The sequence below is a fragment of the Micromonospora sp. CA-111912 genome, from assembly GCF_050948415.1.
Taxonomy (GTDB): Bacteria; Actinomycetota; Actinomycetes; order Mycobacteriales; family Micromonosporaceae; genus Micromonospora.
On sequence record NZ_CP192007.1, the window covers coordinates 3,904,826 to 3,930,723 of the forward strand.

25 protein-coding genes and 1 riboswitch are annotated in these 25,898 nt (G+C 73.7%); of the genes, 10 read left to right on the forward strand and 15 right to left on the reverse strand.

Features of this window, described 5'->3' with window-relative positions; all coding sequences use genetic code 11:
* Positions 1-368 precede the first annotated feature (368 nt).
* From ACQPZO_RS16130 to pdhA, 3 genes are read right to left on the reverse strand one after another with little or no spacing between them, the layout of a single operon-like run.
* Positions 369-1,790: a dihydrolipoamide acetyltransferase family protein gene (locus ACQPZO_RS16130; RefSeq protein ID WP_433341860.1), complete on the reverse strand. Its 1,422-nt coding sequence runs from the start codon at positions 1,788-1,790 to the stop codon at positions 369-371.
* The gene (locus tag ACQPZO_RS16135; protein WP_433341862.1) at positions 1,787-2,803 is read right to left on the reverse strand and encodes an alpha-ketoacid dehydrogenase subunit beta; all 1,017 of its coding nucleotides are present in this window, start codon (positions 2,801-2,803) and stop codon (positions 1,787-1,789) included. The genes ACQPZO_RS16130 and ACQPZO_RS16135 overlap by 4 nt, the downstream gene beginning before the upstream one ends.
* The gene (gene pdhA, locus ACQPZO_RS16140) at positions 2,803-4,035 is read right to left on the reverse strand and encodes a pyruvate dehydrogenase (acetyl-transferring) E1 component subunit alpha (RefSeq protein ID WP_433351029.1); all 1,233 of its coding nucleotides are present in this window, start codon (positions 4,033-4,035) and stop codon (positions 2,803-2,805) included. The genes ACQPZO_RS16135 and pdhA overlap by 1 nt, the downstream gene beginning before the upstream one ends.
* A gap of 72 nt (positions 4,036-4,107) precedes the next feature.
* Between pdhA and ACQPZO_RS16145 the strand changes: the two genes are divergently transcribed.
* The gene (locus ACQPZO_RS16145) at positions 4,108-4,614 is read left to right on the forward strand and encodes an Lrp/AsnC family transcriptional regulator (RefSeq protein WP_433341864.1); all 507 of its coding nucleotides are present in this window, start codon (positions 4,108-4,110) and stop codon (positions 4,612-4,614) included.
* 13 nt (positions 4,615-4,627) lie between these two features.
* Here the strand turns inward: ACQPZO_RS16145 and ACQPZO_RS16150 are convergent, their stop codons facing one another.
* The 3 genes from ACQPZO_RS16150 to ACQPZO_RS16160 form a co-directional block, all read right to left on the reverse strand.
* Positions 4,628-5,599 (reverse strand): DNA polymerase domain-containing protein, encoded by a 972-nt coding sequence (locus ACQPZO_RS16150; protein ID WP_396672707.1) that lies wholly within the window; start codon positions 5,597-5,599, stop codon positions 4,628-4,630.
* 76 nt (positions 5,600-5,675) lie between these two features.
* Positions 5,676-6,497 carry an SAM-dependent methyltransferase gene (locus ACQPZO_RS16155; RefSeq protein ID WP_433341866.1) on the reverse strand — a complete coding sequence of 274 codons (822 nt, stop codon included), beginning with the start codon at positions 6,495-6,497 and terminating at the stop codon, positions 5,676-5,678.
* Between the two features lie 82 nt (positions 6,498-6,579).
* Positions 6,580-6,906, reverse strand: coding sequence for a hypothetical protein (locus ACQPZO_RS16160; RefSeq protein WP_433341868.1), 327 nt, complete (start codon positions 6,904-6,906; stop codon positions 6,580-6,582).
* A gap of 334 nt (positions 6,907-7,240) precedes the next feature.
* On the opposite strand from ACQPZO_RS16160, the gene ACQPZO_RS16165 reads away from it, so the two are divergent.
* Positions 7,241-8,731, forward strand: a complete 1,491-nt coding sequence (locus ACQPZO_RS16165) for a S8 family peptidase (RefSeq protein WP_433341869.1) — start codon at positions 7,241-7,243, stop codon at positions 8,729-8,731.
* A gap of 62 nt (positions 8,732-8,793) precedes the next feature.
* On the opposite strand, the gene ACQPZO_RS16170 is transcribed toward ACQPZO_RS16165, so the two are convergent.
* On the reverse strand, positions 8,794-9,045 hold the full coding sequence (locus ACQPZO_RS16170; RefSeq protein ID WP_433341871.1) for a hypothetical protein: 252 nt from the start codon (positions 9,043-9,045) through the stop codon (positions 8,794-8,796).
* 27 nt (positions 9,046-9,072) lie between these two features.
* Entirely contained in the window at positions 9,073-9,243 is a 171-nt protein-coding gene (locus ACQPZO_RS16175; protein ID WP_387017538.1) for a hypothetical protein, read from the reverse strand.
* Between the two features lie 220 nt (positions 9,244-9,463).
* Here ACQPZO_RS16175 and ACQPZO_RS16180 point away from each other — a divergent pair, with 220 nt between their 5' ends.
* The 5 genes from ACQPZO_RS16180 (at position 9,464) to ACQPZO_RS16200 (ending at position 13,341) form a co-directional block, all read left to right on the forward strand.
* Positions 9,464-10,720, forward strand: coding sequence for a hypothetical protein (locus ACQPZO_RS16180; RefSeq protein ID WP_433341873.1), 1,257 nt, complete (start codon positions 9,464-9,466; stop codon positions 10,718-10,720).
* Entirely contained in the window at positions 10,717-11,361 is a 645-nt protein-coding gene (locus ACQPZO_RS16185; protein WP_433341875.1) for an immunity protein Imm33 domain-containing protein, read from the forward strand. The genes ACQPZO_RS16180 and ACQPZO_RS16185 overlap by 4 nt, the downstream gene beginning before the upstream one ends.
* Before the next feature lie 79 nt (positions 11,362-11,440).
* On the forward strand, positions 11,441-11,926 hold the full coding sequence (locus ACQPZO_RS16190) for a GNAT family N-acetyltransferase (RefSeq protein ID WP_433341876.1): 486 nt from the start codon (positions 11,441-11,443) through the stop codon (positions 11,924-11,926).
* 82 nt (positions 11,927-12,008) lie between these two features.
* Positions 12,009-12,776 (forward strand): HAD family hydrolase, encoded by a 768-nt coding sequence (locus ACQPZO_RS16195; protein WP_433341878.1) that lies wholly within the window; start codon positions 12,009-12,011, stop codon positions 12,774-12,776.
* Positions 12,777-12,840: 64 nt separating this feature from the next.
* Positions 12,841-13,341 carry a hemerythrin domain-containing protein gene (locus tag ACQPZO_RS16200; RefSeq protein WP_433341880.1) on the forward strand — a complete coding sequence of 167 codons (501 nt, stop codon included), beginning with the start codon at positions 12,841-12,843 and terminating at the stop codon, positions 13,339-13,341.
* Positions 13,342-13,484: 143 nt separating this feature from the next.
* Here ACQPZO_RS16200 and ACQPZO_RS16205 read toward each other — a convergent pair whose 3' ends face one another.
* Entirely contained in the window at positions 13,485-14,333 is an 849-nt protein-coding gene (locus ACQPZO_RS16205) for a metallophosphoesterase family protein (RefSeq protein ID WP_433341882.1), read from the reverse strand.
* A 210-nt stretch (positions 14,334-14,543) separates the two neighbouring features.
* Positions 14,544-14,633: riboswitch (ZMP/ZTP riboswitch) on the forward strand.
* 18 nt (positions 14,634-14,651) lie between these two features.
* Here ACQPZO_RS16205 and ACQPZO_RS16210 point away from each other — a divergent pair.
* The gene (locus ACQPZO_RS16210) at positions 14,652-16,091 is read left to right on the forward strand and encodes a glycine hydroxymethyltransferase (RefSeq protein ID WP_405108352.1); all 1,440 of its coding nucleotides are present in this window, start codon (positions 14,652-14,654) and stop codon (positions 16,089-16,091) included.
* Positions 16,092-16,191: 100 nt separating this feature from the next.
* Here ACQPZO_RS16210 and ACQPZO_RS16215 read toward each other — a convergent pair whose 3' ends face one another.
* From ACQPZO_RS16215 to ACQPZO_RS16240, 6 genes are all read right to left on the reverse strand, one after another.
* A complete protein-coding gene (locus ACQPZO_RS16215) occupies positions 16,192-16,452 on the reverse strand; it encodes a hypothetical protein (RefSeq protein WP_350887997.1) in 261 nt (86 codons plus the stop codon).
* Between the two features lie 61 nt (positions 16,453-16,513).
* Positions 16,514-17,917, reverse strand: coding sequence for a PLP-dependent aminotransferase family protein (locus ACQPZO_RS16220; protein WP_433341884.1), 1,404 nt, complete (start codon positions 17,915-17,917; stop codon positions 16,514-16,516).
* Positions 17,866-18,966 (reverse strand): alpha-hydroxy acid oxidase, encoded by a 1,101-nt coding sequence (locus ACQPZO_RS16225; protein WP_433341886.1) that lies wholly within the window; start codon positions 18,964-18,966, stop codon positions 17,866-17,868. The genes ACQPZO_RS16220 and ACQPZO_RS16225 overlap by 52 nt, the downstream gene beginning before the upstream one ends.
* A complete protein-coding gene (locus tag ACQPZO_RS16230; protein WP_433341888.1) occupies positions 18,959-19,930 on the reverse strand; it encodes an alpha/beta hydrolase in 972 nt (323 codons plus the stop codon). The genes ACQPZO_RS16225 and ACQPZO_RS16230 overlap by 8 nt, the downstream gene beginning before the upstream one ends.
* Before the next feature lie 9 nt (positions 19,931-19,939).
* Positions 19,940-21,157 (reverse strand): cytochrome P450, encoded by a 1,218-nt coding sequence (locus ACQPZO_RS16235; RefSeq protein ID WP_433341890.1) that lies wholly within the window; start codon positions 21,155-21,157, stop codon positions 19,940-19,942.
* A 71-nt stretch (positions 21,158-21,228) separates the two neighbouring features.
* Positions 21,229-22,500, reverse strand: coding sequence for an SGNH/GDSL hydrolase family protein (locus ACQPZO_RS16240; protein ID WP_433351031.1), 1,272 nt, complete (start codon positions 22,498-22,500; stop codon positions 21,229-21,231).
* A 378-nt stretch (positions 22,501-22,878) separates the two neighbouring features.
* Here ACQPZO_RS16240 and ACQPZO_RS16245 point away from each other — a divergent pair, with 378 nt between their 5' ends.
* Together ACQPZO_RS16245 and ACQPZO_RS16250 are read left to right on the forward strand one after the other, a co-directional pair.
* Complete coding sequence (locus ACQPZO_RS16245; protein WP_433341892.1) at positions 22,879-24,453, forward strand: AMP-binding protein; 1,575 nt, start codon at positions 22,879-22,881, stop codon at positions 24,451-24,453.
* A gap of 26 nt (positions 24,454-24,479) precedes the next feature.
* Positions 24,480-25,733, forward strand: coding sequence for an MFS transporter (locus ACQPZO_RS16250; protein ID WP_433351032.1), 1,254 nt, complete (start codon positions 24,480-24,482; stop codon positions 25,731-25,733).
* Positions 25,734-25,898: the final 165 nt, after the last annotated feature.

Here is a 25,898-nt window from a genome sequence, read left to right on the forward strand (position 1 = left end):
CGCACCCGGAACGCCACCGCCACGGACGACCGGGACGGCCGCCGACGGCGCCGGTTTCCCGGCCGCCGAGCCGGAAAACGGAATGGTGCCGCCGCTGTCCCCGGCGGCTCGGCCAGGATTGCGCCCGATCGGGGGCACAATTCCCTCATCGCACCCGCGAGGCCACTATTTGCCGGATCGCGCGCGATATTCTCCGCCGTGACAGATCGACGGAATTGTCGGCGCAGTGCGCCGGCCGGGGCTCGGACACCCATTTTCGCCGAAAAGGACCGCACGCCCGGATCCCGCCACGCCTTCGGGTGCACTTCTTGTCGCCAGGGGCGGCAGGAGATGCACCCGAAGGGCGGCGCGCGCCGGGAACGGCGCGGTCAGACGTTCGCCACCAGCAGGGCAGGCTGTTCGACGCAGTCGGCGACGTGCCGCAGGAAGCCCCCGGCCACCGCGCCGTCGCAGACCCGGTGGTCGAAGGTGAGGCTCAGCTGCGTCACCTTCCGTACGGCGAGCTGCCCGTCGACCACCCACGGCTTGTCCACGATCCGGCCCACCCCGAGCAGCGCCGCCTCCGGATGGTTGATGATCGGGGTGGAGCCGTCGACCCCGTACACCCCGTAGTTGTTGAGGGTGAACGTGCCGCCGGTGAGGCGGGCCGGGGGCAGGGCGCCGGCCCGGGCCGCGGCGGTGGTCTCGGCGAGGGCCACGGACAGCTCCCGGGTGGTGAGCAGTTGGGCGTCGCGCAGCACCGGGACGACCAGGCCCCGGTCGGTCTGCGCGGCGATGCCCAGGTGCACCCCCCGGGACTGGACGATCCGCTGCCCCTCGGTATCGACGTGCGCGTTGAGCTGCGGGAACCGGCGCAGGCCGCTGAGGCAGATCCGGGCCAGCAGGGCCAGGATGCTCACCGGTTGGTCCGGCGTCGCGGCGTTGATCGCCCGCCGGGTCTGCACCAGCGCGGTGGCGTCCGTGTCGACCCAGATGGTCACCTCGGGGATCTCCCGCCGGCTGCGGGAGAGCTTGTCGGCGATCGCCTTACGGATGCCGGTGAGCGGGATGACCAGGTCCTCGTCGCCGGTCGACCGGGCGGGCTCGGGCCGGGCCGGCACCGGGGCGAGCCGAGGTGCCGGGGCGAGCGGGGCGGCGAGGGCTGCTTCGACGTCGGACCGGCGGACCACCCCGCCGGGGCCGGTGCCCCGCAGGGTGGCCGGGTCGATGCCGTGCTCGCGGGCCAGCCTCCGGACGATCGGCGAGATGACCAGCGCCGCCCCCGTCCCGGCCGGGGCGAGCGCGGGAGCCACGGCCGGGTGGGTGGTCGGCGCGGGCGCCACCGTCGGGGCGGCGGCCGAGGCGTGGCCCGGTGCGGGTGCCGGGGCCACGGCCGGGGTGGTGGCCGGTGGTTCCGGGGCGAGCGCGAGGCGGGGGCGGCGGCGCCGTCGGCCCGTCCCGCCGTGCCCGGTGCCGTACCCGATGAGGACGTTGCCGGAGCCGGCGCGCTCCTCCTCCCGGTAGGTGGCGTGCCCGGCGGGCTCGCCGTCGTCGCCGTCCGGCGGCGCGATGGTGATCAGTGGCTGGCCGACCGGGCGCGTCTCGCCGGCCGCGCCGTGCAGGGCCACGACCCGACCGGCGTACGGGCAGGGCACGTCCACGACCGCCTTGGCGGTCTCCACCTCGACGACGGTCTGGTCCACGGTCACGGTGTCGCCCACGGCGACCCGCCACTCGACGATCTCCGCCTCGGCCAGCCCCTCGCCCAGGTCCGGCAGGAGGAAGACCCGGGTACGGTCGACGGTGGTCATGCCGCGCTGCCCTGGGTCAGCCAGCGCGGATCGGGCTGGTCGTCCCACTGGAGCCGGGCCACCGTGTCGAGCACCCGGTCCACCCCGGGCAGATGGGTGTGCTCCAGCATCGGCGCCGGGTACGGGATGTCCAGCCCGGACACCCGCAGCACCGGGGCGTGCAGGGCGTGGAAGCAGCGCTCCTGCACCCGGGCGGCGATCTCGGCGCCGACCCCAGCGAAGCCCTGCGCCTCCTGGATCACCACGCACCGGCCGGTCTTGCGCACGGAGGCGCTGATGGTGGCGTCGTCGAGCGGGACGATGGTGCGCACGTCCACCACCTCCAGGTCCCAGCCCTCCTCGCGGGCTGCCTCGGCGGCCTCCAGCGCGACCGGCACCGCCGGCCCGTACGCCACCAGGGTGGCGTCGCGGCCGGGGCGGCGCACGACGGCCCGGCCGAACGGCTCGGTGCGGGCGGGCAGCTCGGCCTCGGCGCTGGAGAAGTAGAGCTTCTTCGGCTCCATGAAGACCACCGGGTCGGGGTCGGCGATCGCCTCGCGCAGCAGCGAGTACGCGTCGGCGACGGTCGCCGGGGTGACCACCTTCAGGCCCGGGGTGTGCGCGTAGTACGCCTCGGACGAGTCGCAGTGATGCTCGACCCCGCCGATGCCGCCCGCGTACGGCACCCGGATGACCATGGGGACGCTGAGCGCGCCCCGGGTGCGATTGCGCAGCTTGGCCACGTGCGAGGCGATCTGCTCGAAAGCCGGGTACGCGAACGCGTCGAACTGCATCTCCACGACCGGTCGCAGCCCGGACATGGCCAGGCCGACGGCGAAGCCGACGATGCCGGCCTCGGCGAGCGGGGTGTCGAAGCAGCGCTTGTCGCCGAACCGGGCCTGGAGCCCGTCGGTGATCCGGAAGACGCCGCCGAGCTTGCCGACGTCCTCGCCGAAGACGAGCACCCGCTCGTCGGAGGCCAACGCGTCGGCGAGCGCGGCGTTGAGCGCCTTCGCCATGGTGGTGGCACCCATCAGGCGTCCACCTCGGACTCCCGGTCGGCGGCCAGTTCGGCGCGGACCAGCTCGCGCTGCTCGACGAGCTGCGGGGTCGGCTCGGCGTAGACGTGGTCGAAGAGGCTGAGCGGGTCGACCTGCGGCTGGACGTGCATCCGCTCGCGCAGGTCGGCGGCGTACGCCTCGGCCTCCTCGGCGATGGCGGCGATCGCGGCGTCGTCGAGCACTTCGCGCGTGCGCAGGTACGTCTCCAGCCGGGCGATCGGGTCGCGGTCGCGCCAGGTGTCGACCTCGGCGCCGTCGCGGTAGCGGGTGGCGTCGTCGGCGTTGGTGTGCGCCTCCATCCGATAGGTGTGCGCCTCGACCAGGAACGGGCCCTGGCCGGCGCGGGCGTGCTCGACCGCGCGGGTCAGCACGGCGAGCACGGCGACGGGGTCGTTGCCGTCGACCTGCTCGCTGGGCACGCCGTACCCGACGCCCTTGTACGCCAGCGACGGCGCGGCGGTCTGCCGGGACAGCGGGACGCTGATGGCGTACTTGTTGTTCTGCACGAAGAACACGACGGGGGCCTTGAACACGGCGGCGAAGTTGATCCCCTCGTGGAAGTCGCCCTCGCTGGTGGCGCCGTCGCCGATGAAGGCCAGCGCGACGGTGTCCCGCCCCTGGTGGGCCTCCCCGTAGGCGAGCCCGGCGGCGTGCACGCACTGGGTGGCCAGCGGCGTGCACTGCGGGGCGGTGTGCCGCTGCGCGGGGTCGTACCCGCAGTGCCAGTCACCGCGCAGCAGGGTGAGCACCTCGACGGGGTCGATGCCCCGGGAGACCAGGGCCATCGACTCGCGGTAGGTGGGGAAGACCCAGTCGGTGTCCCGGACGGCGAGCCCGACGCCGACCTGACAGGCTTCCTGGCCCCGGGACGAGGGGTAGACGGCGAGCCGGCCCTGCTTGGTCAGGGCGGTGGCCTGGGTGTCGAACCGGCGGCCGACCACCATCCGGCGGTACAGCTCGCGCAGCGCCTCGGCGGGCGGCTCGGGGTAGTCGGCGCGGGCCGGCAGCGGGGTGCCGTCGGCGTCGAGCAGCCGCACCGGCTCCGGCTGCGGCAGCAGGCCGGCGGTCGGGTCGGTCGTCGCCTGCCCGCGGGCGGGGGCCTTGGTGGGCTTCTTGGCCGGCGGGCGGGTGCGCGGGGATGCCCTGCGGACCGCCTGGGGTGTGGTCGTCACGGCGGGGACCTCCTGGACGTGTGGTGGCCCTATGCTCCTGCTGTTGGATGATTGACTCAAGATTCACGATGAACGTGGGACGAACGGCACTGGGGAGGGCCTGAGGTGAGCCAGGAGACAATCCCGGAGCCGGCCGGGACGGGCGGGGCGGGACGTTCGGCCGGGCCGCTGGACGAGGTCGACCGGCGCATCCTCGACAAGCTGGTCCGCGACGGCCGGATCTCCATCCGCACCCTCGCCGAACAGGTGCACGTCTCGCGCACCAACGCGTACGCCCGGGTGGAGCGGCTGCTGCGCGACGGCGTGATCACCGGGTTCCGGGCCCAGGTCGCTCCGGAGCCGGCCGGGCTGGGCACCTCGGCGTACATCGCGCTGACCATTCAGCAGAACACCTGGCGGGAGGTGTCGGCCGAGCTGGCCCGGGTGCGCTACATCGAGCACGCGGCCCTGCTCGGCGGCGAGCACGACGTCCTCGCGCTGGTCCGGGCGCCCGACAACGCCACCCTGCGGGACGTGGTGCTGGGCCGGGTGCAGAGCATCTCCGGGGTGCTGTCGACCCGGACCTGGCTGGTCTTCGAGGAGTTCGACGGCGCGCAGAGCCCCTGGGAGTGAGCCCGCGCCCGGCTCAGCGTTCCGGCGGGGCCTCCAGGCCCTCCCGGTCGGCCAGCTCCAGCAGCGGCTCCAGGGAGAACCGCTGCCCGTCCAGCCCGGCGTGCGGGTCGCCCCGCTCGGCGAAGCGGGCCGGCATACCGACCACGTCGAAGTCCTCCGGGCGGGCGTCGTCCAGCTCCGACCAGTCCAGCGGCGCGGAGACCAGGGCCTGCGGGGTGGGCCGGATCGAGTACGCCGAGGCCATGGTGTGGTCCCGGGACATCTGGTTGTAGTCGACGAAGACCGGGCGGTCCCGCTGGTCGCGCCACCAGGTGGTGGTGACCAGCTCCGGCAGCCGGCGCTGCATCTCGCGGCCGAGCGCGAGCACCGCCCGGCGACAGTCGGCGAAGCTCCACCGCGGCTCGATCGACAGGTAGACGTGCAGGCCGCGCCCGCCGGTGGTCTTCGGGTAACCGGTCAGGCCCAGCTCGGCGAGGAACGCCCGGACCTCCCGGGCGACCGGCACCACCTGGTCGAAGCCGACCCCGGGCATGGGGTCGAGGTCGATGCGGAGCTGGTCGGGGCGTTCCACGTCGGCGGCGGTGACCGGCCACGGGTGGAACCGCAGGGTGCCCAGGTTGGCCGCCCAGACCACCACGGCCAGCTCGCTCGGCGCGACCTCGTCGGCCGTCCGGCCGCTGGGGAAGGTGAGGTGCGCGGTGCGGACCCAGTCGGGCGCGCCGGCCGGCAGCCGCTTCTGGTAGAACGCGTCGCCCCGGTTGTCCTGCCGGGTGCCGATCCGCGCGCCGGGGAAGACGCCCTTGGGCCAGCGCTCCAGCATGGTCGGGCGGTCGCGGAGCGCGCGCAGGATCCCGTCGCCCACGGCGAGGAAGTAACGCACCACGTCCAGCTTGGTCAGCCCGCGCTCCGGGAAGTAGGGCTTGTCGGGGCTGGAGACGCGCACGACCCGCTCCCCGACCCGGATCTCCTGCGCCGCCGTCGCCATGCCTGACACCGTACGACGTGGCACCGACACGCGCGGGCGGGTCGGCACCACGCGGCCCCGGCGGGTCGACCCGCCGTCAGGGCTTGCGGGCCACGCAGCCGTACTGCGGGACGGTGACCGGCTCCTCCCCGTCGGCCGGCCGCCACCGCCCGCACGACACCAGGCCCGGGTCGAGCAGCTCCAGGCCGTCGAGGAACCGGGCGATCTCGGCTGCGGTGCGGGACCGGATCGGCGGGGCGGCGTTCTCGTTCCAGAACTTCATGGCCGGCACGTTCGCCTCGCCACCCAGCTCGACGGTCGGGTGGGTGAGCACCAGGAAGCTGCCCGACGGCATCTCGTCCATCAGCCGACGCACTATCGCCACGGCCTCGTCGGTGTCGAGCACGAAGTTGAGGATGCCCAGCATCATCACCGCCACCGGCCGGTCGAGGTCCAGTGTCCGGGCGGCGCCGGCCAGGACCGACGCAGGGTCATGGACGTCGGCCTCCAGGTAGTCGGTGGCACCCTCGGCGGAGCTGGTCAGCAGGGCCCGGGCGTGCACCAGCACCATCGGGTCGTTGTCGACGTAGACGATCCGGGCGTCGGGGGCGACGGCCTGCGCGACCTGGTGGGTGTTGTCGGCGCTGGGCAGGCCGGTGCCGATGTCGAGGAACTGCCGGACACCCACCTCGCCGGCCAGGTGCCGCACCGCGCGGGCGAGGAAGCGCCGGTCGGCCCGGGCGACCTCCCCGATGACCGGGAACATGGTGTGGATGTGCTCGCCGACCCGGCGGTCCGGCTCGAAGTTGTCCTTACCGCCGAGCCAGTAGTTCCACACCCGGGCGTTGTGCGCCACTGTGGTGTCGATACGCTCCGCCCGTCCCCCGTCACGGACCCCGACGTCGCCGGCCTCTGACACGAAAACTCCTCGACTGCCGCTGTTGTCCGGTCAGCGTAGCCGAGCCTGTGGCCGCCGCGTCGAGGGAGGACAGTGAGGACGGTCAGGACAGCAGCGTCACGCCGACGACCATCAGCGGCAGTGAGACGAACAGGAAGATGCCGACCCCGGTGAGCACCCGGCCGCCGCCCGCGTCCTCGCGCTCCGGGGCAAGCCCGAACGTCGCCCGGGCCGGCAGCATGCCGATCCGGCTCAGGGTCAGGTCGCCGGTCAGCCCGAGCAGGGTGCCGACCACGATGAGCGCGACACCGAACCGGAAGACGAAGTCACCGCCGCCGACCACCGTCCACACGCCCACCGCGACGGCCACCGCCACGAGCGCGATGACGAACAGCATGAGAGCCTCCCGCAGGCCCCTGACCACCGTCATCGCTCGCCGCCTCCTCCGGCCGGCCGGTTGCCGGCGTCGCACCGACACCCCGTCGCCGGGACCCCGGCGACGCCGGTGACATTCTGCCGGTCGACACCCCTCGGCGCTGCCCCCTGTCCACTTCGGCCCGGAAGAGCGCCGGCCACGGCCGCGCCCACTCCGGACGGCCCTCATTGCCACCGTCTGACAGTCCCTGTCTGTCCGGACGGATGTTTGTAACGCCGCGACAAGTTCCTACGCTGTGCATCGGAAGCGGGCGCCCCGTCCGCTTCCCGCCGAGCCGCGCCTCCACCAGGGGCGCGAGCCGGCCGGATACAGCCCCCTGGGAGCCTGTGTGAAGAACCTCCGTCGCAAGACCCTGGCCGCCGCGTCCTCCGTGACGCTCGGCGTCGGTCTCGCCCTCACCGGCGGACTGACCCCGGCGGCGGCCGCCGGCCCGGACGCCACCTACCTCGTCGTCGCCCCGCTGGGTGGCAAGGCCGACAGGGCTGCCGCCCGGGTGGCCGCCGCCAACGGCACGGTGGTGGCCCGCTACGACCAGATCGGCGTGATCGTCGCCCGATCCACCAACCCGAACTTCGTCACGGACGTGAAGGGCGCCGGCGTCGAGGCGGCGGCCTCCACCGCCGGCCTCGGTACCGCCCTCGAAGAGGGCGAGACCGTGGAGGTTCCGGCGGCCGACGTCGTCAACTCCACGGGCGACCCGACCGCCGAGCCGATGTACGGCCAGCAGTGGGACATGCCGATGATCGGCGTTCCGCAGGCCCACGCGGTCAACAACGGCCGCCCGAGCGTGGTCGTCGGCGTGCTGGACAGCGGCATCTCCAGCAGCCACCCCGACCTGGCCGGCCAGATCGCCAAGGACAAGAGCGCGTCCTGCGTCGGCGGTGTCGTCGACACCGCCGAGGCCGCCTGGAACCCGACCTCCTCCGACCACGGCACCCACGTCGCCGGCACCATCGCCGCCGCCGTCAACGGTGTCGGCGTCACCGGTATCGCCCCGGGCGTCAAGGTCGCCGCGGTCAAGGTGGTCAACGACGACGGCTTCATCTTCCCGGAGTCCGCGGTCTGCGGGTTCATCTGGGCCGCCGACCACGGCATGCAGCTCACCAACAACAGCTACTTCGTCGACCCGTGGGAGCTGAACTGCCGCAACGACCCGCGTCAGCGTCCGGCGTGGACCGCGATCCACCGGGCCATCCGCTACTCGCAGAGCAAGGGCGTGCTCAACGTGGCGTCCGCGGGTAACTCGAACTGGGACCTCGCGGGCAAGATCACCGACGACGGCAGCCCGAACAACGGGACCCCCGAGACCCGCCCGGACCTGGGCAACGAGTGCCGCGTACTGCCGGCCGAGGTGCCGGGCGTGGTGACCGTGTCGGCGGTCGGCCCGACCGGGCAGAAGAGCTACTACTCGTCGTACGGCAAGGGCGTCGTCGAGGTGACGGCCCCGGGCGGCGACACCCGGTTCCGCACCCAGGGCGCGCAGTCGACCATCGCCGACGGCATCCTGTCCACCACCTTCAACACCGCCACCCGGACCAACGGCTGGGGCTACAAGCAGGGCACCTCGATGTCCTCCCCGCACGCGACCGGCGTCGCCGCCCTGGCGCTGTCGGCCCACCCGAGGATGGGGCCGCTGCAGCTGACGCTGTTCCTGCAGCTCACGGCGGTGGCACAGGCGTGCCCGGCGGGCGCGGTGTACAACCCGGTGCCGCTGATCGCGGCGGGCCCGCACGCGTACGACTCGACCTGCTCCGGCGGGAAGTACTACAACGCGTTCTACGGCTCGGGCATGGTCAACGCGTACAACGTGGTGAAGTGACCGCCTGACCGCACGACCAGTGGTGGGGCCCGGCGCCTGCGTGCCGGGCCCCACCCGTGCGGTCACCGGGTCAGGCCGACCACCATCACCAGGTGCGCCACGCCGGCCGGCGTCGGGCCGCCGCGCGCCACGTCGGCGATCACCGTACGCGCCAGCGGCCGGCACCGGACCTCGGCCGGCGCGGTCCGGTCGGCGTCGACCAGGGCGCGGCCCGCCCGCAGCAAAACACCGACGTGCAGGTACGCCCGCGCGGCGTCGACCAGGTGCGCGGCCCGATGCTCCACCGGCAGCCGCCCCCGCGTTGGGCCCGCCACCGCGCAACCCGCCTGCCTATCGGCAGGTCATCGCTGGTCACGACGCCACCGCCGGTCCGGCACCGCCCTGGTGGTGTCGTCCACCGGAATCCGGTCCGCCTCGGCCTGCGCCAACAGGCGTTGCCTCGCCGCCTCCCGCTCAGCGGCCTCGGCCTGCTCACCCCGGCTCGGCACCGGATCGTCACCGTGCACCTGCATCCCCACCTCCATTGGCAGGGGCGCGGCGGCAAGCTCGTGGAAGGACCCTCACCGCCGCGCCCGGACGACGGGCGCGACGGAGACCGATCCCCTACTGCCGGAGAGGTGCACACCGCGCCCACTACGGAAGGTAGGACAGCAATTACCCGATAATCGTCACTCCCTGTGCGACTACCCCGTTTCGTTGACAGCCCCCCGGTGGCCGGGGAAGGGTTGCGCCATGATCGAACACCTCGACGACGACCGGCTGCGCGCCTTCGGCGAGCCGGCGCGGGTCACGGTATGGCCCGCGCGCGACGCGTTGCTGCAGGTCGGCGATGCGGAGATCCTGCTCAGGATCGTCGAGCGGGACGGCGGTTTCGTGGTCGAGAAGCGGGACCGCGGCGGGGCGTGGCGCCCCCAGATGTCCGCCGGATCGCTGACGGTCGCACGCCGCTACGTGATCGGGGAGATCGGCGGCCGGGTGCGGGCCTTCGTGGAACGGGGACAGCGAGGGCCGTCCCCGGACGAGCCGCTTCGGGACGGGTTCACGTTGACCGATCTCGGGCCCTCGGGGCTCGTGCTGTCCTGGCGCGAGGCGTCCGGCGAGCGGTCGGCCCGCTTCCCGCCCGGCCCGTGGCGCGGCAAGGCCGTGCGGTTCGCCAGGTACGCCGACCTGTCGGAGGAATCGATCGTGCGGCGGTTCGGCGGCACCGGGGCGGCTGCGGACGCGCTGCCGCCCGGCACCACCGCCCCTGCCGAAGCCGATGCCGATGCCGAGGAGCAGCGGGTGGCGGCCCGGGAGATCGTGCGGTTGGTGCGCCGCGAGCTGCCGGTGGGAGCGGACCGCCTCACGATGCGCGCCGGCGTCCTGGCGACGGTCGACTGCTGCCGGTGGTGGGCGACGTGGGGCGAGCGGCGCGAGGAGATTCGCCGCCCGGACGACCCTGCGCTCCGCGACGCGCTCCAGGCGTCGCGGCGGGCCTCCTACCGGCCGGGCCTGGGTACGTGGTTCGGCCTGGAGCTGACCGTGACGTCAGCGGGCGACGTGACGATGCGGTTCGACCGTGACGACGAGCCGGTGTGGTGGCCGGAACCCGTCGACCCCACCGCGTACGTGGCGGAGCAGCGGTGCTTCCCCCGCGAGGAGACGCACCAACCGCCGTGGCTGCGTCAGCGCCTGGCGCAGGGGCGTGCGCAACTGCCGCAGCGCCTGATCGAGCGGGGCACCGAACTGTTCGGCCGGATCGCGCCGGGCGCCCAACTCGTCCACCACCTGCTGCCGGAGGACGACGCGGTGCTCGTCGTCCGCCCGGTCCGGGGCGGCGGCTCGATCTACGTCGCGCACGACGGGAGCGTGCTGTTCGCGGCGTCCGCCGTGCCGCCGCACCAGGCGCTCGAACTGTTCCGGGCCGGGCAGCGCACGCCCGCCGAGAAGTTCGTGGAACGACGACCACAGGAGGATCCACACTCGGGCGGGCGGTCGGCGGGGCGATGACACTTCCGCTCCGCGAGTTCTCCCGCCGGATCGGCGCTGCGACCGTCACGGTCGACGCCGGGGAACATCTCCGGACGCAGGCGGATGCGCTGCTGGACATCGTCGCCGCCTACGCCGACGAGCTGAGGGACGAGTTCAGCGTACGAGCGGGGTGGGCGCCGTTCATGCTCGTCGCGCGTGGTGGGGACCGGCTCGGTGTCGTCGCGCCGGACTTCGCGACGAAGACCCCGGACCGGGTGGGGTGGGTCGGGGACCTCACGCTGGCGCTCCGGGTGCTCAACGGCCAGGTGACGGTCGCCCGCAGGCTGCCCGGAGTCGAGCCGCAGCCCGTGCACTTCAACGACACGGTGCTGTGCTGGCGCGGCATCGAGAACGCCGACCGGCTGGTCATGAGCCGGACCGCGCGCAAGGACCACGCCGACGACTCCGGGTGGTACATCGACGTGTTCCCGCAACCCCGTGGATCCCGGCAGGCGCACGAGTTCGTCCGCTGGCCGGCGTTCCAGCTGCTCGGCGTCAACGAACACCTCGCCCGGGCGTTGCTCCTGCCGGTGGGTTACGGCGCGGTCGTGAGCCCCACCAGGATAGATGCGATCATCGATCTCTCCACCACCAGCGTGGCGGTCCGCGGGCCGCTCTGAGCCCAGGGCCGTACCGTCCGCTCAGCCCGTCCCGGGTCGCGGCAGCCGGTCCGAACGGCGGGTTGCTAGGGTCGCGCGGGTGACCGGACTCCAGCGGCTCGACGCCCACCATGCCGCCGCGCTGCTCCGCTTCGAGCGGCAGAACCGGACGTACTTCGCCCGGTCCGTGCCGGATCGGGGCGACGACTACTTCGCCGGCTTCGCCGCGCGGCACGCGGGGCTGCTCGCGGAGCAGGCCGCCGGCCTGTGCCACTTCCACGTCCTGGTCGACGAGGACGGGGCCGTGCTGGGCCGGTTCAACCTGGTCGACGTCGCCGACGGCGGCGCGGAGCTGGGCTTCCGGGTGGCCGAGCGGGCGGCCGGGCGGGGCGTGGCGACGGACGGCGTGCGCCGCGTGGTGGAGCTGGCCCGCGCCGGGTACGGGCTGCGCCGGCTGGTCGCGTCGGCCGCGCTGGACAACGCCGGTTCGCTCGGGGTGCTCCGGCGCACCGGTTTCGTCCCGGCCGACGAGGTGCTGCTCGACGGGCGTCCCGGGCTGCGGCACGTCCGGGAGCTGGGGGCCTGACGCGGGGCCGGCCCCGCCCGCGTCGCCCGCCCGGGGCCGGCTCGCCCTTCACGTCCTCCCGCCGGTGCGACAGGATGCGGGGATGCTTCCGATGCCGCGCGCCCTCCTGCTCGACTTCGGCGGCGTCCTCGCGGACGCCCCGTCCGCCTTCACGACCCCGCCCGAGCTGGTCCGGCGTCTGGTCGAGCTGTCCGGGGGCGTGCGGTCGGCGGAGGAGGTCACCCGGGACCTGAGCGACGCGTCCCAGGCGTACGCGCGGTGGCGTGACGACGTGGGCAACCGCGAGCGGTCGATGGAGCTGCCGCACGCGCGGGTGTGGGCCGAGTTCCTGACCCCCGACTGGCCGGCCCCGGCGCGGGAGGCCGTCGAGCGGGAGGCCACCCCGCTGGCGTACCTGTGGACGTGGCGCCCGGAGTGGGCGGTTCGTCCCGGCGTACCCGAGGCGCTGGCCGCCGCCGCGCGCGCCGGCCTGCCGATGGCGATCGTCAGCAACACCCTCTGCGGCGCCGCGCACCGGGACTTCCTGCGGGGCGTCGGCCTCGACGGGCGGTTCGCGGCCCAGTTCTACAGCGACGAGGCCGGGCCGCGCAAGCCGAACCCGGAGCTGGCCCGCCTCGCCGCGCGGGCCGTCGCCGTGCCGGTCGGTGACTGTTGGTTCGTCGGCGACAGCGTGCACCGGGACATCGTGTGCGCCCGTCGCGCCGGGGTGGGCGCGGCGGTGCTGATGCGCTCACCGCGCACCGACCGCGAGGCCCCGCTACCGGGTTTCGCCCCGGACGCCGTGGTCGACGACGGTCACGGCCTGCTCGCGCTGCTGCGGGACGCCGGGGCGGTGGACTCGTCCGGGTGACGGCTGTTTCCGCAGCTCACCTCACGGGTACCGGAGGGATCACCAGCAACCGAGGAGGTCACGGGTGTCCACCGATGCCATCGTCCTGTTGAAAGAGGACCACAAGGAGATGCGCCGCCTGTTCAAGGCGTTCCAGGATGCCGAGGACGGGCCGGCGAGCCGGCGGCAGAAGCTGGTCGGGCAGATCCTGGAGGCCCTCACGGTGCACACCTACCTGGAGAACGAGGTGATGTACCCGGAGGTCCGCAAGCTGCTGCCGGACCTGGAGGACGACATCCTCGAGTCGTACGAGGAGCACCACGTCGCCGACCTGCTCTGCGCCGAACTGGCCACCATGGACGCCGGCCACAAGCACTTCAACGCCAAGACGACGGTGCTGATCGAGAACGTGCAGCACCACGTCGAGGAGGAGGAGCAGGAGTGGTTCCCGAAGGTGCGGGAGGCGCTCAGCCGCAAGCAGTTGCAGGAGATCGGCGAGCGGATGATCGCGCTGCGCCCCGACGCGCCGCGCAGCCCGACCGAGCCGAAGGCGATCAAGAAGGCCGTCGACGCGGTCACCGCCTGAGCGCGCACGCCCCCGACCGGGGCCCGGCCTGAGGGCCGGGCCCCGCCGTCGTCCCCACCGCCGGTTCTTGGACGGTTTCCGTCACCGGCGGACGGCAACCGTCCAAGATCCGAGGTCGCCGGGAGCGGGCGCCGGGGGGCGGGTCAGGGGGTGGGGGGCGGGGGGAGGATCTGGCGGAGCTGGCCGGGTGGGGTGGCACGGGGACGCCACTCCCGGGGGTAGCCCACCGACACCTCCTCGAAGCGCACCCCGTCGTGCCAGGTGGTGCGGGGGATGTGCAGGTGGCCGTAGACGGCCGCGACGGCGTCGTAGCGCAGGTGCCAGTCGGCGGTGGCGTCGGTGCCGCACCACTGGGCGAAGATCGGGTAGCGCAGGACCCGGGTCGGCTCCCGCACCAGCGGCCAGTGGCTGACCAGCACCGTCGGCAGGGCCGGGTCGCGGGCGTCGAGCCGCCGGGCCGTCCCGGCCACCCGGGCCGCGCACCACGCCTGCCGGCTCGGGTACGGGTCGGGATGCAGCAGGAACTCGTCGGTGCAGACGATCCCGGTGGCGTACGCCTCGGCGAGCGCCGCCTCCCGGGTGTCCAGCCCTTCGGGCCGCCAGCCGTAGTCGTACAGCAGGAACAGCGGTGCCACCAGCGCCGGCCCGCCGGGGCCCCGCCACACCGGGTACGGGTCCTCCGGGGTGAGCACGCCCAGCCCGCGGCAGACCTGGACGAGGTGCCGGTAGCGGGCCTCGCCGCGCAGGGCGATCGGGTCGGCCGGGGGCGTCCACAGCTCGTGGTTGCCGGGCACCCAGACGACCTTGGCGAAGCGGCGGCTGAGCACGCCGAGCGCCCACTCGACGTCGGCCACGGTGTCGCCCACGTCGCCCGCGACCAGCAGCCAGTCGCCGGGCGAGCGGGGCCGTAGGCCCTCGACGATGTCGCGGTTCTCCGCGTACCCCACATGCAGGTCACTGATGGCGAGCAGCGCGCCGTCGTCCTTCGCCATCCGTCGATCGTACGGGAGGGAACTCCCGCCCCGGGAGGCGCGGCGGCGACGGCCGGCCAGCAAGTCGACGACCCCCACCGGCTGACGCTCTCCTGCCCAGATCTTGGAAGGAAACGGCCCTTCGGGGGGCCGTTTTCTTCCAAGATCTCCATGGCCGCCGATGAGGCCACGGAGGTCGGCCGGGGCGGCAAGGGCGGACCGGGTACGATCAGCACGGGCCGTGACTGGCGCGTGGGGATGGAAAACCATCGGGAAGCGGTCCCGTCATCAGGACGTTTGCCGAGCGCCTGGGCCTTCCGCACGTCACCAGGAGGTCGCATGTCGTCGCCGAATGCCGAGTCCACCGCCTTCCGCAGCGCCCTTGAGGTGATCCGGGCCGTGGAGCCCCGGGTCGCCGACGCGATCGGGGCGGAGCTGGCCGACCAGCGCGAGTCGCTCAAGCTGATCGCCAGCGAGAACTACGCCTCCCCCGCCACGCTGCTGGCGATGGGCAACTGGTTCAGCGACAAGTACGCCGAGGGCACCGTCGGCCGCCGCTTCTACGCCGGCTGCCAGAACGTCGACACGGTCGAGTCGCTCGCCGCCGAGCACGCCAAGGAACTGTTCGGCGCCACCCACGCGTACGTGCAGCCGCACTCCGGGATCGACGCCAACCTGGTGGCGTTCTGGGCGGTGCTGGCCGACCGGGTCGAGGCGCCAGCGCTGAAGAAGGCCCAGGTGCGGCAGGTCAACGACCTGACCGAGGAGGACTGGTTCACGCTGCGCCGGGAGCTGGGCAACCAGCGGATGCTCGGCATGTCCCTGGACGCGGGCGGGCACCTCACCCACGGTTTCCGGCCCAACATCTCCGGCAAGATGTTCGACCAGCGCAGCTACGGCACGGACCCGGTGACCGGGCTGGTCGACTACGACAAGGTCGCCGAGGCGGCCCGCGAGTTCAAGCCGATGATCCTGGTCGCCGGCTACTCGGCGTACCCGCGGAAGGTGAACTTCCGGATCATGCGGGAGATCGCCGACTCGGTCGGCGCGACGTTCATGGTCGACATGGCGCACTTCGCCGGCCTGGTGGCGGGCAAGGTCTTCACCGGGGACTTCGACCCGGTACCGCACGCGCACATCGTCACCACCACCACCCACAAGTCGCTGCGCGGCCCGCGCGGCGGCATGGTGCTCTGCGGCCCGGAGCTGGCCGACCAGGTGGACCGGGGCTGCCCGATGGTGCTCGGCGGCCCGCTGCCGCACGTGATGGCCGCCAAGGCGGTCGCCCTGGCCGAGGCCCGCCGCCCCGACTTCGCCGACTACGCCCAGCGGATCGTCGACAACGCCCAGGCCCTCGCGGAGGGGCTGCTGAGCCGGGGCGCGAAGCTGGTCACCGGCGGCACCGAGAACCACCTGGTGCTGATCGACGTCTCCGGGTACGGGCTGACCGGCCGGCAGGCCGAGCAGGCGCTGCTCGACTCGGGCATCGTCACCAACCGCAACTCCGTCCCGCAGGACCCGAACGGCGCCTGGTACACGTCGGGCATCCGGATCGGCACCCCGGCGCTGACCACCCGGGGCCTGGGCGTGGCCGAGATGGACGCCACCGCCGAGCTGATCCACACCGTGCTCAGCCAGACCGTCTCCGGCTCGAACGCCGACGGCACCCCGTCGAAGGCCAAGTACGTCCTCGACCCGGCGCTGGCCGACAAGGTCAGCCGCCAGGCCACCGACCTCCTGTCGGCCTTCCCGCTCTACCCCTCGGTCACCCTGACCTGACCCACCCCTCCGCCCCCGCGATCACGGAGGCGTGGTGCCCGGGAATGGCTGGCGTGAACCAGCCGTTCCCGGGCACCACCCACAGCCATGATCGGTGGGGTCAGGCCAGGGGGCGCTTGAGGTGGTAGCGGTGGACCTCGGTGCTGCCCTGGACGTTGTTCACGTCCTCGGCGGCGGAGACCAGCTCCCAGCCGTCCCGGCCGGCGCGGTTGAGGTGGGCGATCGCGGTGTCGCCGTACGCGGTGATGTCGGTGCGGGACCCGTCCGGGCCGTACCAGACGAACGAGACGTGGAAATTGCGTCCCTGCCCCTGGTAACGGCGGACCAACAGCGCGTACTCCCATGCGACCATACGGTCCATTATGGCCGGTGCGTCCGGACCGCCGACACACGGGGGGTGGCGGAACGGCGACAGTGCGGGGTCAGGCCGGCGCCGCCGGGGCCGCCACCCGGGCCAACTCGTCGGCGATCAGCGCGGCGAGGCGGTCCAGGCCGACGTCGATCTGCTCGCAGGTGACCGCGCTGATCGACAGCCGCAGCGCGGCCACCGGTGCGGTGTCGTCGTAGAAGTGCGCCATCGGGGTCCACAGTACGCCGTACTCCTGCGCCGAGCGGCGCAGCAGCGCGTCGTCGACGGGGAACGGAACGGTCAGCACCGCGAAGAACCCGCCGGCCGGGACGTTCCAGGACACCGGGGAGGGCGCCGGGAACCGCCGCGTCAGGCCCGCCACCAGGTGGCGCAGGTTGCGGGCGTACGCGGCACGCTCCCGCACGTTCGCCGCGACCAGGCTGCCCCCGTGGGCGAGCAGCGCGCCCCCGACCACCGCCTGGGCGATCGCCGACGTGTTCACCGTGACCATGCTCTTGATCTTCGCGAGCTGGTCGGCGAGCGGCCCCACCGTCCCGTCGGAGCCCCGGACCCGCTGGTCGGCCACCAGGTAGCCGACCCGGGCCCCGGGCAGCACAGTCTTGGCGAACGAGCCGAGGTAGACCACCCGCCGGCCGGTGTCCAGGGCCTTGAGCGTCGGCATCCGCTGCGCGCCGTCGGCGTGGAACAGCCCGTACGGGTTGTCCTCGATCAGCAGCAGGTCCTCCTCCGCGGCGAGGTCGAGCAGCCGCCGCCGGTCGGCCAGGTCGATGCTGGTCCCGGACGGGTTGGCGAAGTCCGGCATCACGTAGCAGGCGCGCGGGCGCAGCCCCTCGGCGCGGGCCCGGCGCACCTGCTGGCGCAGGTCGGCCAGGTCGATCCCGGTCGGGCCACCGGCCACCGGGCGCACCGGCAGGTCCACCAGCCGGGCGGCCCCGGTGAGCCCCACGTACGTCGGGGCGACCGCGAGCAGCACGTCCCGGGGGTCGGCGCGCAGCGCCCGCAGCACCAGCAGCATCGCCTCCTGGCAGCCGACGGTCACCACGATCGACTCCGGGTCGACGGTGATCCGCTCGTCGACGGCGAGGTTGCGGGCCACCAGGTCGTGGATGATCCCCTTGGTCCGGCCGTACTGGAACAGGGTGCGGTGCACCTGCTCCGGGCCGTACCCGAGGTCGTCGACCAGGTGCGCCCGGAAGGTCTCCAGGTGCCGGTGCAGGTCGGCGACGTCGAAGAACTCCTCGTACGGCCGGCCTGCGGCCAGCGACAACGCCGCCGGGTAGCGCTGAGCCACCTCGTTGAGGAAGTTCATCGAGTTCAGCGCCGGGTCGTCCACCGCCGGGTGCAGGTCAGCGACGTCCAGGTCCACATCCATGGCCGCCTCCACCGGTCGTCCACCGTCCACGTTCAGCCTCCCGTGATCGTCCGCAGGTCGCGGGCCTCGGCCGGGTCGGCGCACCCAGCGAGGGTGAGCGCGTCGCGCAGCTCGGCGGCGAGCAGCGCGAAGGCGGCGTCGGCGCCGGCCCGCCCGGCGACCGCCAGCGCCCACAGGAACGGCCGGCCGACCAGCACCCCGGACGCGCCGAGCGCCAGCGCGCGCAGCACGTCGACGCCGCCGCTGATCCCGCTGTCGACGAGCACTCCGCACCGGTCACCCACTGCGGTCAGCACCTCCGGCAGCATGGTGACGGCGGCCGGGGCCGCGTCGAGCTGCCGCCCGCCGTGGTTGGACACCACCACCGCGTCCGCGCCCGCGTCGGCGGCGAGCACCGCGTCGCGGGGGTCGAGGATCCCCTTGACCACCAGCGGCAGGTCGGTCTGCCCCCGCAGCCAGTCGACGTCGGACCAGGTCAGGGCGGGGGCGAAGACGGCGCTGGTGTGCCGGGCCACGGCTGAGGTGCCGGGGATGCCGGCGTGCGCGAGGTCGTCGCGGCTGCCCGGCAGGTTGGCCGCGCTCACCTCCCGCGGCAGGGCGAAGCCGTTGCGCACGTCGCGCAGCCGGGGGCCGAGGATCGGCACGTCGACGGTGACCATGAGGGCGGTGCAGCCGGCCCGGTGCGCCCGGTCCACCAGCTCCCGCACCATCCCCCGGTCGCGCAGCCAGTAGAGCTGGAACCAGACCGGGCCGCCGATCGCCGCGATCTCCTCGACGGTGGTGCTGCTCAGCGTGCTCACCACGTACGGCACCCCGGCCGCGTGGGCCGCCGCCGCGAGCGCCGGCTCCCCGTCGGGGTGCACCAGCCGCTGGTACGCCATCGGCGCCACCGCCACCGGCAGGGCGTGCTGCCGGCCGAGCAGCGGGGCGTCGGTGCGGGGCCGGTCGACGCCGCGCAGCATCCGGGGCAGCACGGCGATCCGGTCCAGCGCGGCCCGGTTCCCCGCGAGGGCGGTCTCGGTGCCGCTGCCGCCGGCCACGAAGTCGTACACCTCGGGCGGGAGGACGTCGCGGGCCAGGGCGGCGAAGTCGGCGAGGCTCGCCGCGAGCGGGACGGGGGCCGGTTCAGCCATCGACGGCTCCCGCCTCGGAGGGGAGCGCCGGGGCGGTCCCGAGCCGCTCGCGCAGGAACGCGGCGGCCCGGTCCTGGGCCCGCCGGCCCGCGTCGAACACGCCCGGCATGGCGAAGAACCCGTGGATCATCCCGTCGTAGCGGGCCAGCTCGACCGGCACCCCGGCGTCGCGCAGTCGGGACGCGTACCGCTCCCCCTCGTCGCGCAGCGGGTCGTACTCGGCGGTGACGACCAGGGCCGGCGGCAGGCCGGTCAGGTCCTCGGCGAGCAGCGGCGAGGCGAGCGGGTCCTCGGCCGTGGCGGGGTCGGGCAGGTAGTGCCCCCGGTACCAGGCCACCGAGTGCCGGTTGAACAGCAGCGGGTCCTGCTCGCCGGCCGGCTCGTCCCGCCGACGCTGGTCGGTGTTCGGGTAGACCAGGAGTTGGGCGGCGAGCGCCGGCCCGCCCGCGTCCCGGGCCAGCAGGGTGACCGCGGCGGCGAGGTTGCCGCCGGCGCTGTCCCCGCCGACGGCCAGCCGGTCCGGGTCGACCCCGAACTCGTCGGCGTGCCCGGCGAGCCAGCGCACGGCGGCGTGGCAGTCGTGCACGGCCGCCGGGAACGGGTGCTCGGGGGCCAGCCGGTAGCCGACGGTCACCACCTGGCAGCCGGCAGCGTTGGCCAGCCGGCGGCAGATCCCGTCGGCGGTGTCGACGCTGCCCAGCGTCCAGCCGCCGCCGAAGAAGTAGACCAGCGTGGGCAGCCGGCCCGGCCCGGCCGGCCGGTGTACGCGGATCGGGAGGTCCCCGGCGGGGCCGGGGACGACTCCGTCGCGTACCTCGTGCACCGGCTCGACGTCGCCGCCGCCGGCCCGGATCGCGGCCAGGTCGGCGGCGCGGGCCTCGGCGAGAGACTGGGTGTACAGGGGCGTGACGCCGGCCGCCGCGCGGGCGGCCCGGTACGCGATCACCTGAGGGTCCAGGGGCATGCCGGTCTCCTAACCGCCGGTCGTGACGAACAGCTTGTCGATGCCGCGCAGGAACAGACTGCCGCTGTACACCGGCGTCTGGGTGATCCGCAGCTCGGGGAAGCGGGCGAACAGCCGGGGCAGGGCCAGCCGGCCCTCCAGGCGGGACACCGCCGCGCCGAGGCAGTAGTGCAGGCCGACGCCGAAGGCCAGCGACGGCGGGCCGCCCCGGCGCGGGTCGAAGCGGTCGGGGTCGGGGAAGCGGGCGGGGTCCCGGTTCGCGGCGGCGATCAGCAGCATCACGTTCTCGCCCTCGGCCACCGGGACGCCGTGCAGGACGGTGTCCCGGGGCGCGGCCCGGGCCAGGAAGTGCACGGGGTTCTGCATCCGCAGCACCTCGTCGACGCAGCCCCGGGTCAGCTTGTCGTCGCCGGGCAGGGCGGCGGCCACCTCGGGGTGGTCGAGCAGCAGCGGCAGGCCGTTGCTGAACATGTAGACGGTGGTGACGAAGCTGGCGTTGAACAGGACGATGAGGTTGCTGATCAGCTCGTCCTCGGTGAGGTCCACACCGCCGGAGTCCACCGCCTCGACCAGGCCGCTGACCAGGTCCTCGCTGGGGGTGCGGCGGCGGTCGGCGATCAACTCCCGGTAGTACGCGCGCAGCTCCGTGGCGGCGGTGTCGGCCTTGGCCAGCCGCTCCGGGGTCGCCCCGGCGACGTCCAGGAAGTCGTCGATCCGCTCGACCCGCTCGCGGTACCAGGACAGGTCGGCCTCGGGCAGGCCGATGAACTCGGCCATCACCAGCGCCGGGATCGGGTACGCGAAGTCGGCCACGAAGTCGACCTCGGCCCCACCGGCGCCGGCCTCCGCCATCCGGTCCAGCAGCCGGTCGGTGATCCGGTCGATCACCGGCTCCAGGGCGCCCAGCCGGCGGGGGGTGAACGTCTTGGCGAACACGGCCCGCATCCGGGTGTGGTCCGGCGGGTTGATGAACATCATCGAGGACTCGAAGGTGCGCAGGATCTCGTGCTGCTCCCAGCCCGGTGGGGACTGCTTGGTCCACTCGGGGTCGCGCAGCACCTCGCTGACCAGGTCGTATCCCCCGGCGACGGCGGCGACGGTGCTGTGCGCGGCGCGGTTCGGGATCTCACGGATGGGGCCCAGCTCGTGCAGGGCCGCGTAGAAGGGGTACGGGTTCTGCCGGCCCTGTTCGCTGTACAGGCCGGCCAGCAGCTCTTTGACGTCCACGGTGACGCTTCCTCCCCAGGAATCTTCAAAGACGGGGCGGCGGGGGGATCGCCCCCGCCGCCCCGCCGGTGTCACAGACCGAGCAGGCGCAGCGGCACCGCGTCGGCGATCGCCTGGTTGCCCAGGTCGTTCGGGTGGATGTGGTCACCCGAGTCGTACGCCGGGAGCAGCCGGCTCGGCTGCGCCGGGTCGCGCAGCACCTTGTCGAGGTCGAGGACCCCGTCGAACTCCCGGCTGCCACGCAGGTACGCGTTGACCGCCTGGCGGGTGGCCTCCTTCTCCGGCGTCCACACCCCCTCGACGCCGTGCCCCTGGTACGGGGTCAGCGTGGCTACCAGGCTGGTCAGGCCGCGGGCCTTGACCTGCTGGTTGATCTGCCGCAGCGAGGCGATGATGTTCTCGGCGGAGTCGCCGGACATCCAGATGTCGTTGATGCCCAGTTGGGTGACGACGGTCTGCACGCCGGTCTGCGGGAAGACGTCCTCGTTGAGCCGGGCCAGGCCGTTCGGGCCCAGCTCGAAGTAGCCGGGGAAGCCGCCCGTGCCGGGCTCCGTGCCCTCGTGGTTGAGCCGGTTGCCGGCCAGGCTGAGGTTGAGCACGCCCGGGGTGCGCACCTCGGGACGGCCGTCGATCAGCCGGTCGGCGAGCAGGTCCGGCCAGCGCTTGTTGGAGTTGACCGAGCTGCCGTTGCCGTCGGCGATCGAGTCGCCGAGGACGACGACCGAGCCGGGGCTCTGCCGCCGCTGCACGTCCACCCCGGACAGGAACATCCAGCAGCAGTCGGGGCGGGTGGTGAAGCCGGTGCCCGCGGCGGAGCCGGTGAGGTCGGTGGCGCCGATGAACGTGGTCTGCCGGGACTGGCCGTGGAAGGTGACCGGCCCGGTCAGCACCGGGAAGTACAGCGTGACGACCAGGTCCTCCTGGTCACCGACCGGGAAGTCGATCGGGTCGCTGAGCAGCTCGGCGCCCCGGTTCATGGTGACCGTGGCGGAGCCGTTGAACTTCAGCTCCCGCACGCTGGCGGCGGTGACGTCCGACAGGTCCGTCGGGGTCGCGGTGTCCGGCCGGGCGACGGTGGCCCGGCCGACCTTCACGGCCTGCTCGCCGTAGACGTTGCTGAGCCGGATGCGCAACCGGGGACCGCCCACGGTGGTGTGCACGATCATCCGGATGCTGTGGTTGTTCAGGCCGGTGTTGGTCAGGCCGGCCGAGTTGCCCCGGGTCACCGCGGCGGCCCAACTGCCCGCCCACACGGGGTCGTTGCGGCGCTCCCCGTTGTCCGGGCCGGCGGTCGCCACCACGGCCGGCGCTCCCACGACCAGTGCCGTGGCCACGGCGGCGATCATCTGCCATCTCTTAGGGGCCTTCGTCAATTGCCATCTCTTCGGAGTCGACATTGAACCTCCATGTTGGCCCAGGGTCGTCCACTGACGACAGCTGCCTGGACGATGGTCCAGAAACCTAGCGGCGCCCCTGACAGGCGTCAATCAACCTGATCGACAAGATCAATTGACGTCGAGGCATGGCGGGGCACCGATCGGCCCTGTGCCGGACGGGTCCGCGCGGCCTAGGCTCGAAGCGGCGGCGGTGCGGTCGTCGAAGCGCCCCCGCCGTCGCCGCGTCCTGGCCGCGAGCTGCCCGGACGTCGCTCGCGGCCGGTCATCGCGGGTGCCTCGCCGGGTCGCCACCGATCGCCGCCGAAAAGCTGATGGGGGCTGGCGATGACTGACGGGTCCAACCGACCGACCACCTACGTCCACGAGGCGCTGGAACTGTTCGCCGGCTTCGGCGACCGGGAGGCGCTGGTGGGCGGCGGACGCCGATACACCTATGTGGATGTCGCCGCCGAGGTGCGCGGCATGGCCGGCGCTCTCGCCCGGGGCGGGGTCCGGCCGGGTGCCGCAGTGCTGGTGATGCTCGGCAACGCGGTGGAGGGTCCGCTGCTCCAGCTCGCCCTGCACCTACTGGGCTGCCGGACGATGTGGATCGCCCCCGTCACCTCCCGGCGGGAGGTCGACGACTTCGTCCGGCTGTCCCGCCCCGAGGCGTTCGTCTACGACGCCCGCACCGGCGACGGGTTGGGCGCGGAGCTCGCCGCCGGGCTGGCCGGCGTACCGGTGCTCTGCCTCGGGCCGGGCGGCGCGGGCCCGGACCTGACCGCCGCCGACCGGGACGCGGCGGCCGGGCTACCCGGCGACGTGCCGGAGCCGGAGTCGTTCCTGCAGACCAGCGGCACCACCGGCACCCCGAAGCTGGTGCACCACCGGGAGAGCTTCTACCGGCAGATCCTCACCCTGGCCGCGGGCTTCCGCGCCGGCGGGGTCCCCCTGCTGCGGCACCTGTCCCACTCCCCGATGTGGCTGGCCAGCGGGCAGATCACCACGCTGGTCAACCTCTTCAGCGGCGGCGTGCTGTTCCTGCGCGCGCAGTGGGACCCGGCGGCGTTCATCGACACCGTCGGCCGGGAGCGGGTCAACTCGACGTTCGTCACCCCGCCGATGCTCTACGAGGTGCTCGATCACCCCGACCTGGCCGGGGCGGACTTCTCCGCGATGTTCATGTTCAACGTGGGCGCCGGGCCCGCCGCGCCCGCCCGGCTGCGGCAGGCGATCGCGCGCTTCGGCCCGTGCCTGCGCATCGTGTACGGCCTCAGCGAGGCCGTCGTGATCACCGCCCAGCCGGGGCTGACCGAGGACCCGGAGCACCCGGAGCGGCTGCGCTCCTGCGGCAGGCCGTACGGTGACGTGGCCGTGGAGATCCGCGACGCCGACGGCGAGGTGCTGCCGACGGGCGTCGACGGCGAGGTGTGGGTGCGCACGAAGCTGAGCTTCGTCGGCTACCACGGCCAGCCCGAGCTGACCGCCGAGACCCTGGTCGACGGCTGGGTGCGGACCCGCGACATCGGCCACCTGGACGCCGACGGGTACCTCTACCTCGTCGACCGGCTCCAGGATCGGATCCTCACCCGGCAGCGGAGCTGGCCGATCTACTCGCGGCCGATCGAGGACGTGCTGGCGGGCCACCCGCAGGTGCGCGCCGCCGCCGTGATCGGGGTGCCCGACGAGGTGGCCGGCGAGCTGCCGCACGCGTACGTGGTGCCGGCGCCCGGGGCGACGGTGACCGGGGCGGAGCTGATCGAGCTGGTCACCGCCGAGCTGAGCGAGACGTGGGCGCCCGGCGCGGTGGAGTTCGTCGACTCGCTGCCACTGAACCGCTCGGCGAAGGTGGACAAGCGGGCGCTGCGCGAACGGTACGCCGCCGGCCGGCCCGCCGACCCCGTCGGCAGCCCGGCGTGACGACCGACGCCGCCCCCGAGCCCACGGTGAAGACCGACACCGGGCGGGATCCGGCGCGGGCCGCCGCCCGGCGGGAGCTGGTCACCCTGGTCGCCGCCGACCTGATCTCCAACCTGGGCAGCCGGATCTCGGTCATCGCCATCCCGTGGCTGGTGCTGACCACCACCGGCAGCCCGGCGAAGATGGGCATCGTCGCGGCGGCGGAGTTCCTGCCGTACATGCTCTCCAGCTCCCTGGCCACGCCGTGGGCCGACCGGTTCGGGGTGCGGCGCACCTCCATCGTGGTGGACGCGGCGAGCGCGGTGGCCATGGCGGTGGTGGCGCTGACCCCATGGCTCGGCTTCGGGGCGCTGGTCGTCCTGGTCGCGTTCGCCGGCGGGCTGCGCGGCATCGGCGACCGGGTCAAGCACGTGATGTTCCGGCCCGCGGCGCAGCGCGCCGGGGTGGAGCTGATCCGGCTCACCTCCGCCTACGACGGGCTGGCCCGCGCGGTGACCCTGTTCGGGGCGGTGATCGGCGGCCTGCTCATCGGCTGGGTCGGGGTGACCCGGGCCATCTGGATCGACGCGGGCAGCTTCGCGCTCTGCGCGCTGCTGGTCGGGATCCTGGTGCGCCCACCGGCCACCGAGGCGTCGGCCGCACCCCGGGAGAGCTACTTCCGGGCGCTGCGCACCGGCTTCGCCTACCTGTGCACCGACCGGGTGCTGCTGGCCATGCTGCTGGTGGTCTCCGCGCTGAACATGATGGCCGCGGCCAACACGACCGTGTGGCTCCCGGTCTGGATCCGCGACGTGCTCGGCGATCCCGCCGGCTTCGGCCTGGTGCTCGGCGTGTTCGGCGCCGGGGCGCTGCTGGGCAACGTGGTCTTCACGACGATCGGCCCCCGGCTGCCCCGGACGCTGGTCTTCGCCGTGGGCGCCGCGATGAGCGGCGCTCCCCGGATGCTCACCATGGCCGTCACCGACCACCTGGTGGTGGTGCTGGTGGTGACGTTCCTGTCCGGGATCGGGATCGCCGCGGTCAACCCGCTGCTCGGGGTGACGCTCTACGAACGGGTGCCGGACGCGTTGCAGACCCGGGTGCTCGGCATCGCCGGCTCGCTGGCCTTCGTCGGGCTGCCGATCGGCGGCCTGGTCGGCGGCTGGTCGGTGGCGCTCCTCGGGCTCAAGCCGGCGCTGCTGGTGATGGCCGTGGTGTGCGCGGTGCTGACCGTGGGGCCGCTGCTCGTCGGCCCGCTGCGGGCGGGCCGGTCACGGCCCGGGCCGACCCCGGCGGTCTGACCGCCGGCCGCGACGCCCGACGGCCGGGTCGGCGGACCGTCCGGGTTCGCCTCCTCGACGCCGGGCGCGGTGGCGGTACGGAGGGGTGGTGCTGATGTCGACGCGGGCTCCAGCGTCATCGCCGGTCGGCGGTTGACGCCTGTGATGGCTCCTTTGCTCTGCTGC

Excerpts from the sequence above, each read along its gene's own strand:
- ACQPZO_RS16130 (WP_433341860.1), bottom strand. The coding sequence starts at position 1,790 with ATGACCACCGTCGACCGTACCCGGGTCTTCCTCCTGCCGGACCTGGGC.
- ACQPZO_RS16135 (WP_433341862.1), bottom strand. The coding sequence starts at position 2,803 with ATGGGTGCCACCACCATGGCGAAGGCGCTCAACGCCGCGCTCGCCGAC.
- ACQPZO_RS16150 (WP_396672707.1), bottom strand. The coding sequence starts at position 5,599 with ATGGCGACGGCGGCGCAGGAGATCCGGGTCGGGGAGCGGGTCGTGCGC.
- ACQPZO_RS16160 (WP_433341868.1), bottom strand. The coding sequence starts at position 6,906 with ATGACGGTGGTCAGGGGCCTGCGGGAGGCTCTCATGCTGTTCGTCATC.
- ACQPZO_RS16175 (WP_387017538.1), bottom strand. The coding sequence starts at position 9,243 with ATGCAGGTGCACGGTGACGATCCGGTGCCGAGCCGGGGTGAGCAGGCC.
- ACQPZO_RS16180 (WP_433341873.1), top strand. The coding sequence starts at position 9,464 with ATGATCGAACACCTCGACGACGACCGGCTGCGCGCCTTCGGCGAGCCG.
- ACQPZO_RS16185 (WP_433341875.1), top strand. The coding sequence starts at position 10,717 with ATGACACTTCCGCTCCGCGAGTTCTCCCGCCGGATCGGCGCTGCGACC.
- ACQPZO_RS16195 (WP_433341878.1), top strand. The coding sequence starts at position 12,009 with ATGCTTCCGATGCCGCGCGCCCTCCTGCTCGACTTCGGCGGCGTCCTC.
- ACQPZO_RS16205 (WP_433341882.1), bottom strand. The coding sequence starts at position 14,333 with ATGGCGAAGGACGACGGCGCGCTGCTCGCCATCAGTGACCTGCATGTG.
- ACQPZO_RS16210 (WP_405108352.1), top strand. The coding sequence starts at position 14,652 with ATGTCGTCGCCGAATGCCGAGTCCACCGCCTTCCGCAGCGCCCTTGAG.
- ACQPZO_RS16215 (WP_350887997.1), bottom strand. The coding sequence starts at position 16,452 with ATGGACCGTATGGTCGCATGGGAGTACGCGCTGTTGGTCCGCCGTTAC.
- ACQPZO_RS16225 (WP_433341886.1), bottom strand. The coding sequence starts at position 18,966 with ATGGCTGAACCGGCCCCCGTCCCGCTCGCGGCGAGCCTCGCCGACTTC.
- ACQPZO_RS16230 (WP_433341888.1), bottom strand. The coding sequence starts at position 19,930 with ATGCCCCTGGACCCTCAGGTGATCGCGTACCGGGCCGCCCGCGCGGCG.
- ACQPZO_RS16245 (WP_433341892.1), top strand. The coding sequence starts at position 22,879 with ATGACTGACGGGTCCAACCGACCGACCACCTACGTCCACGAGGCGCTG.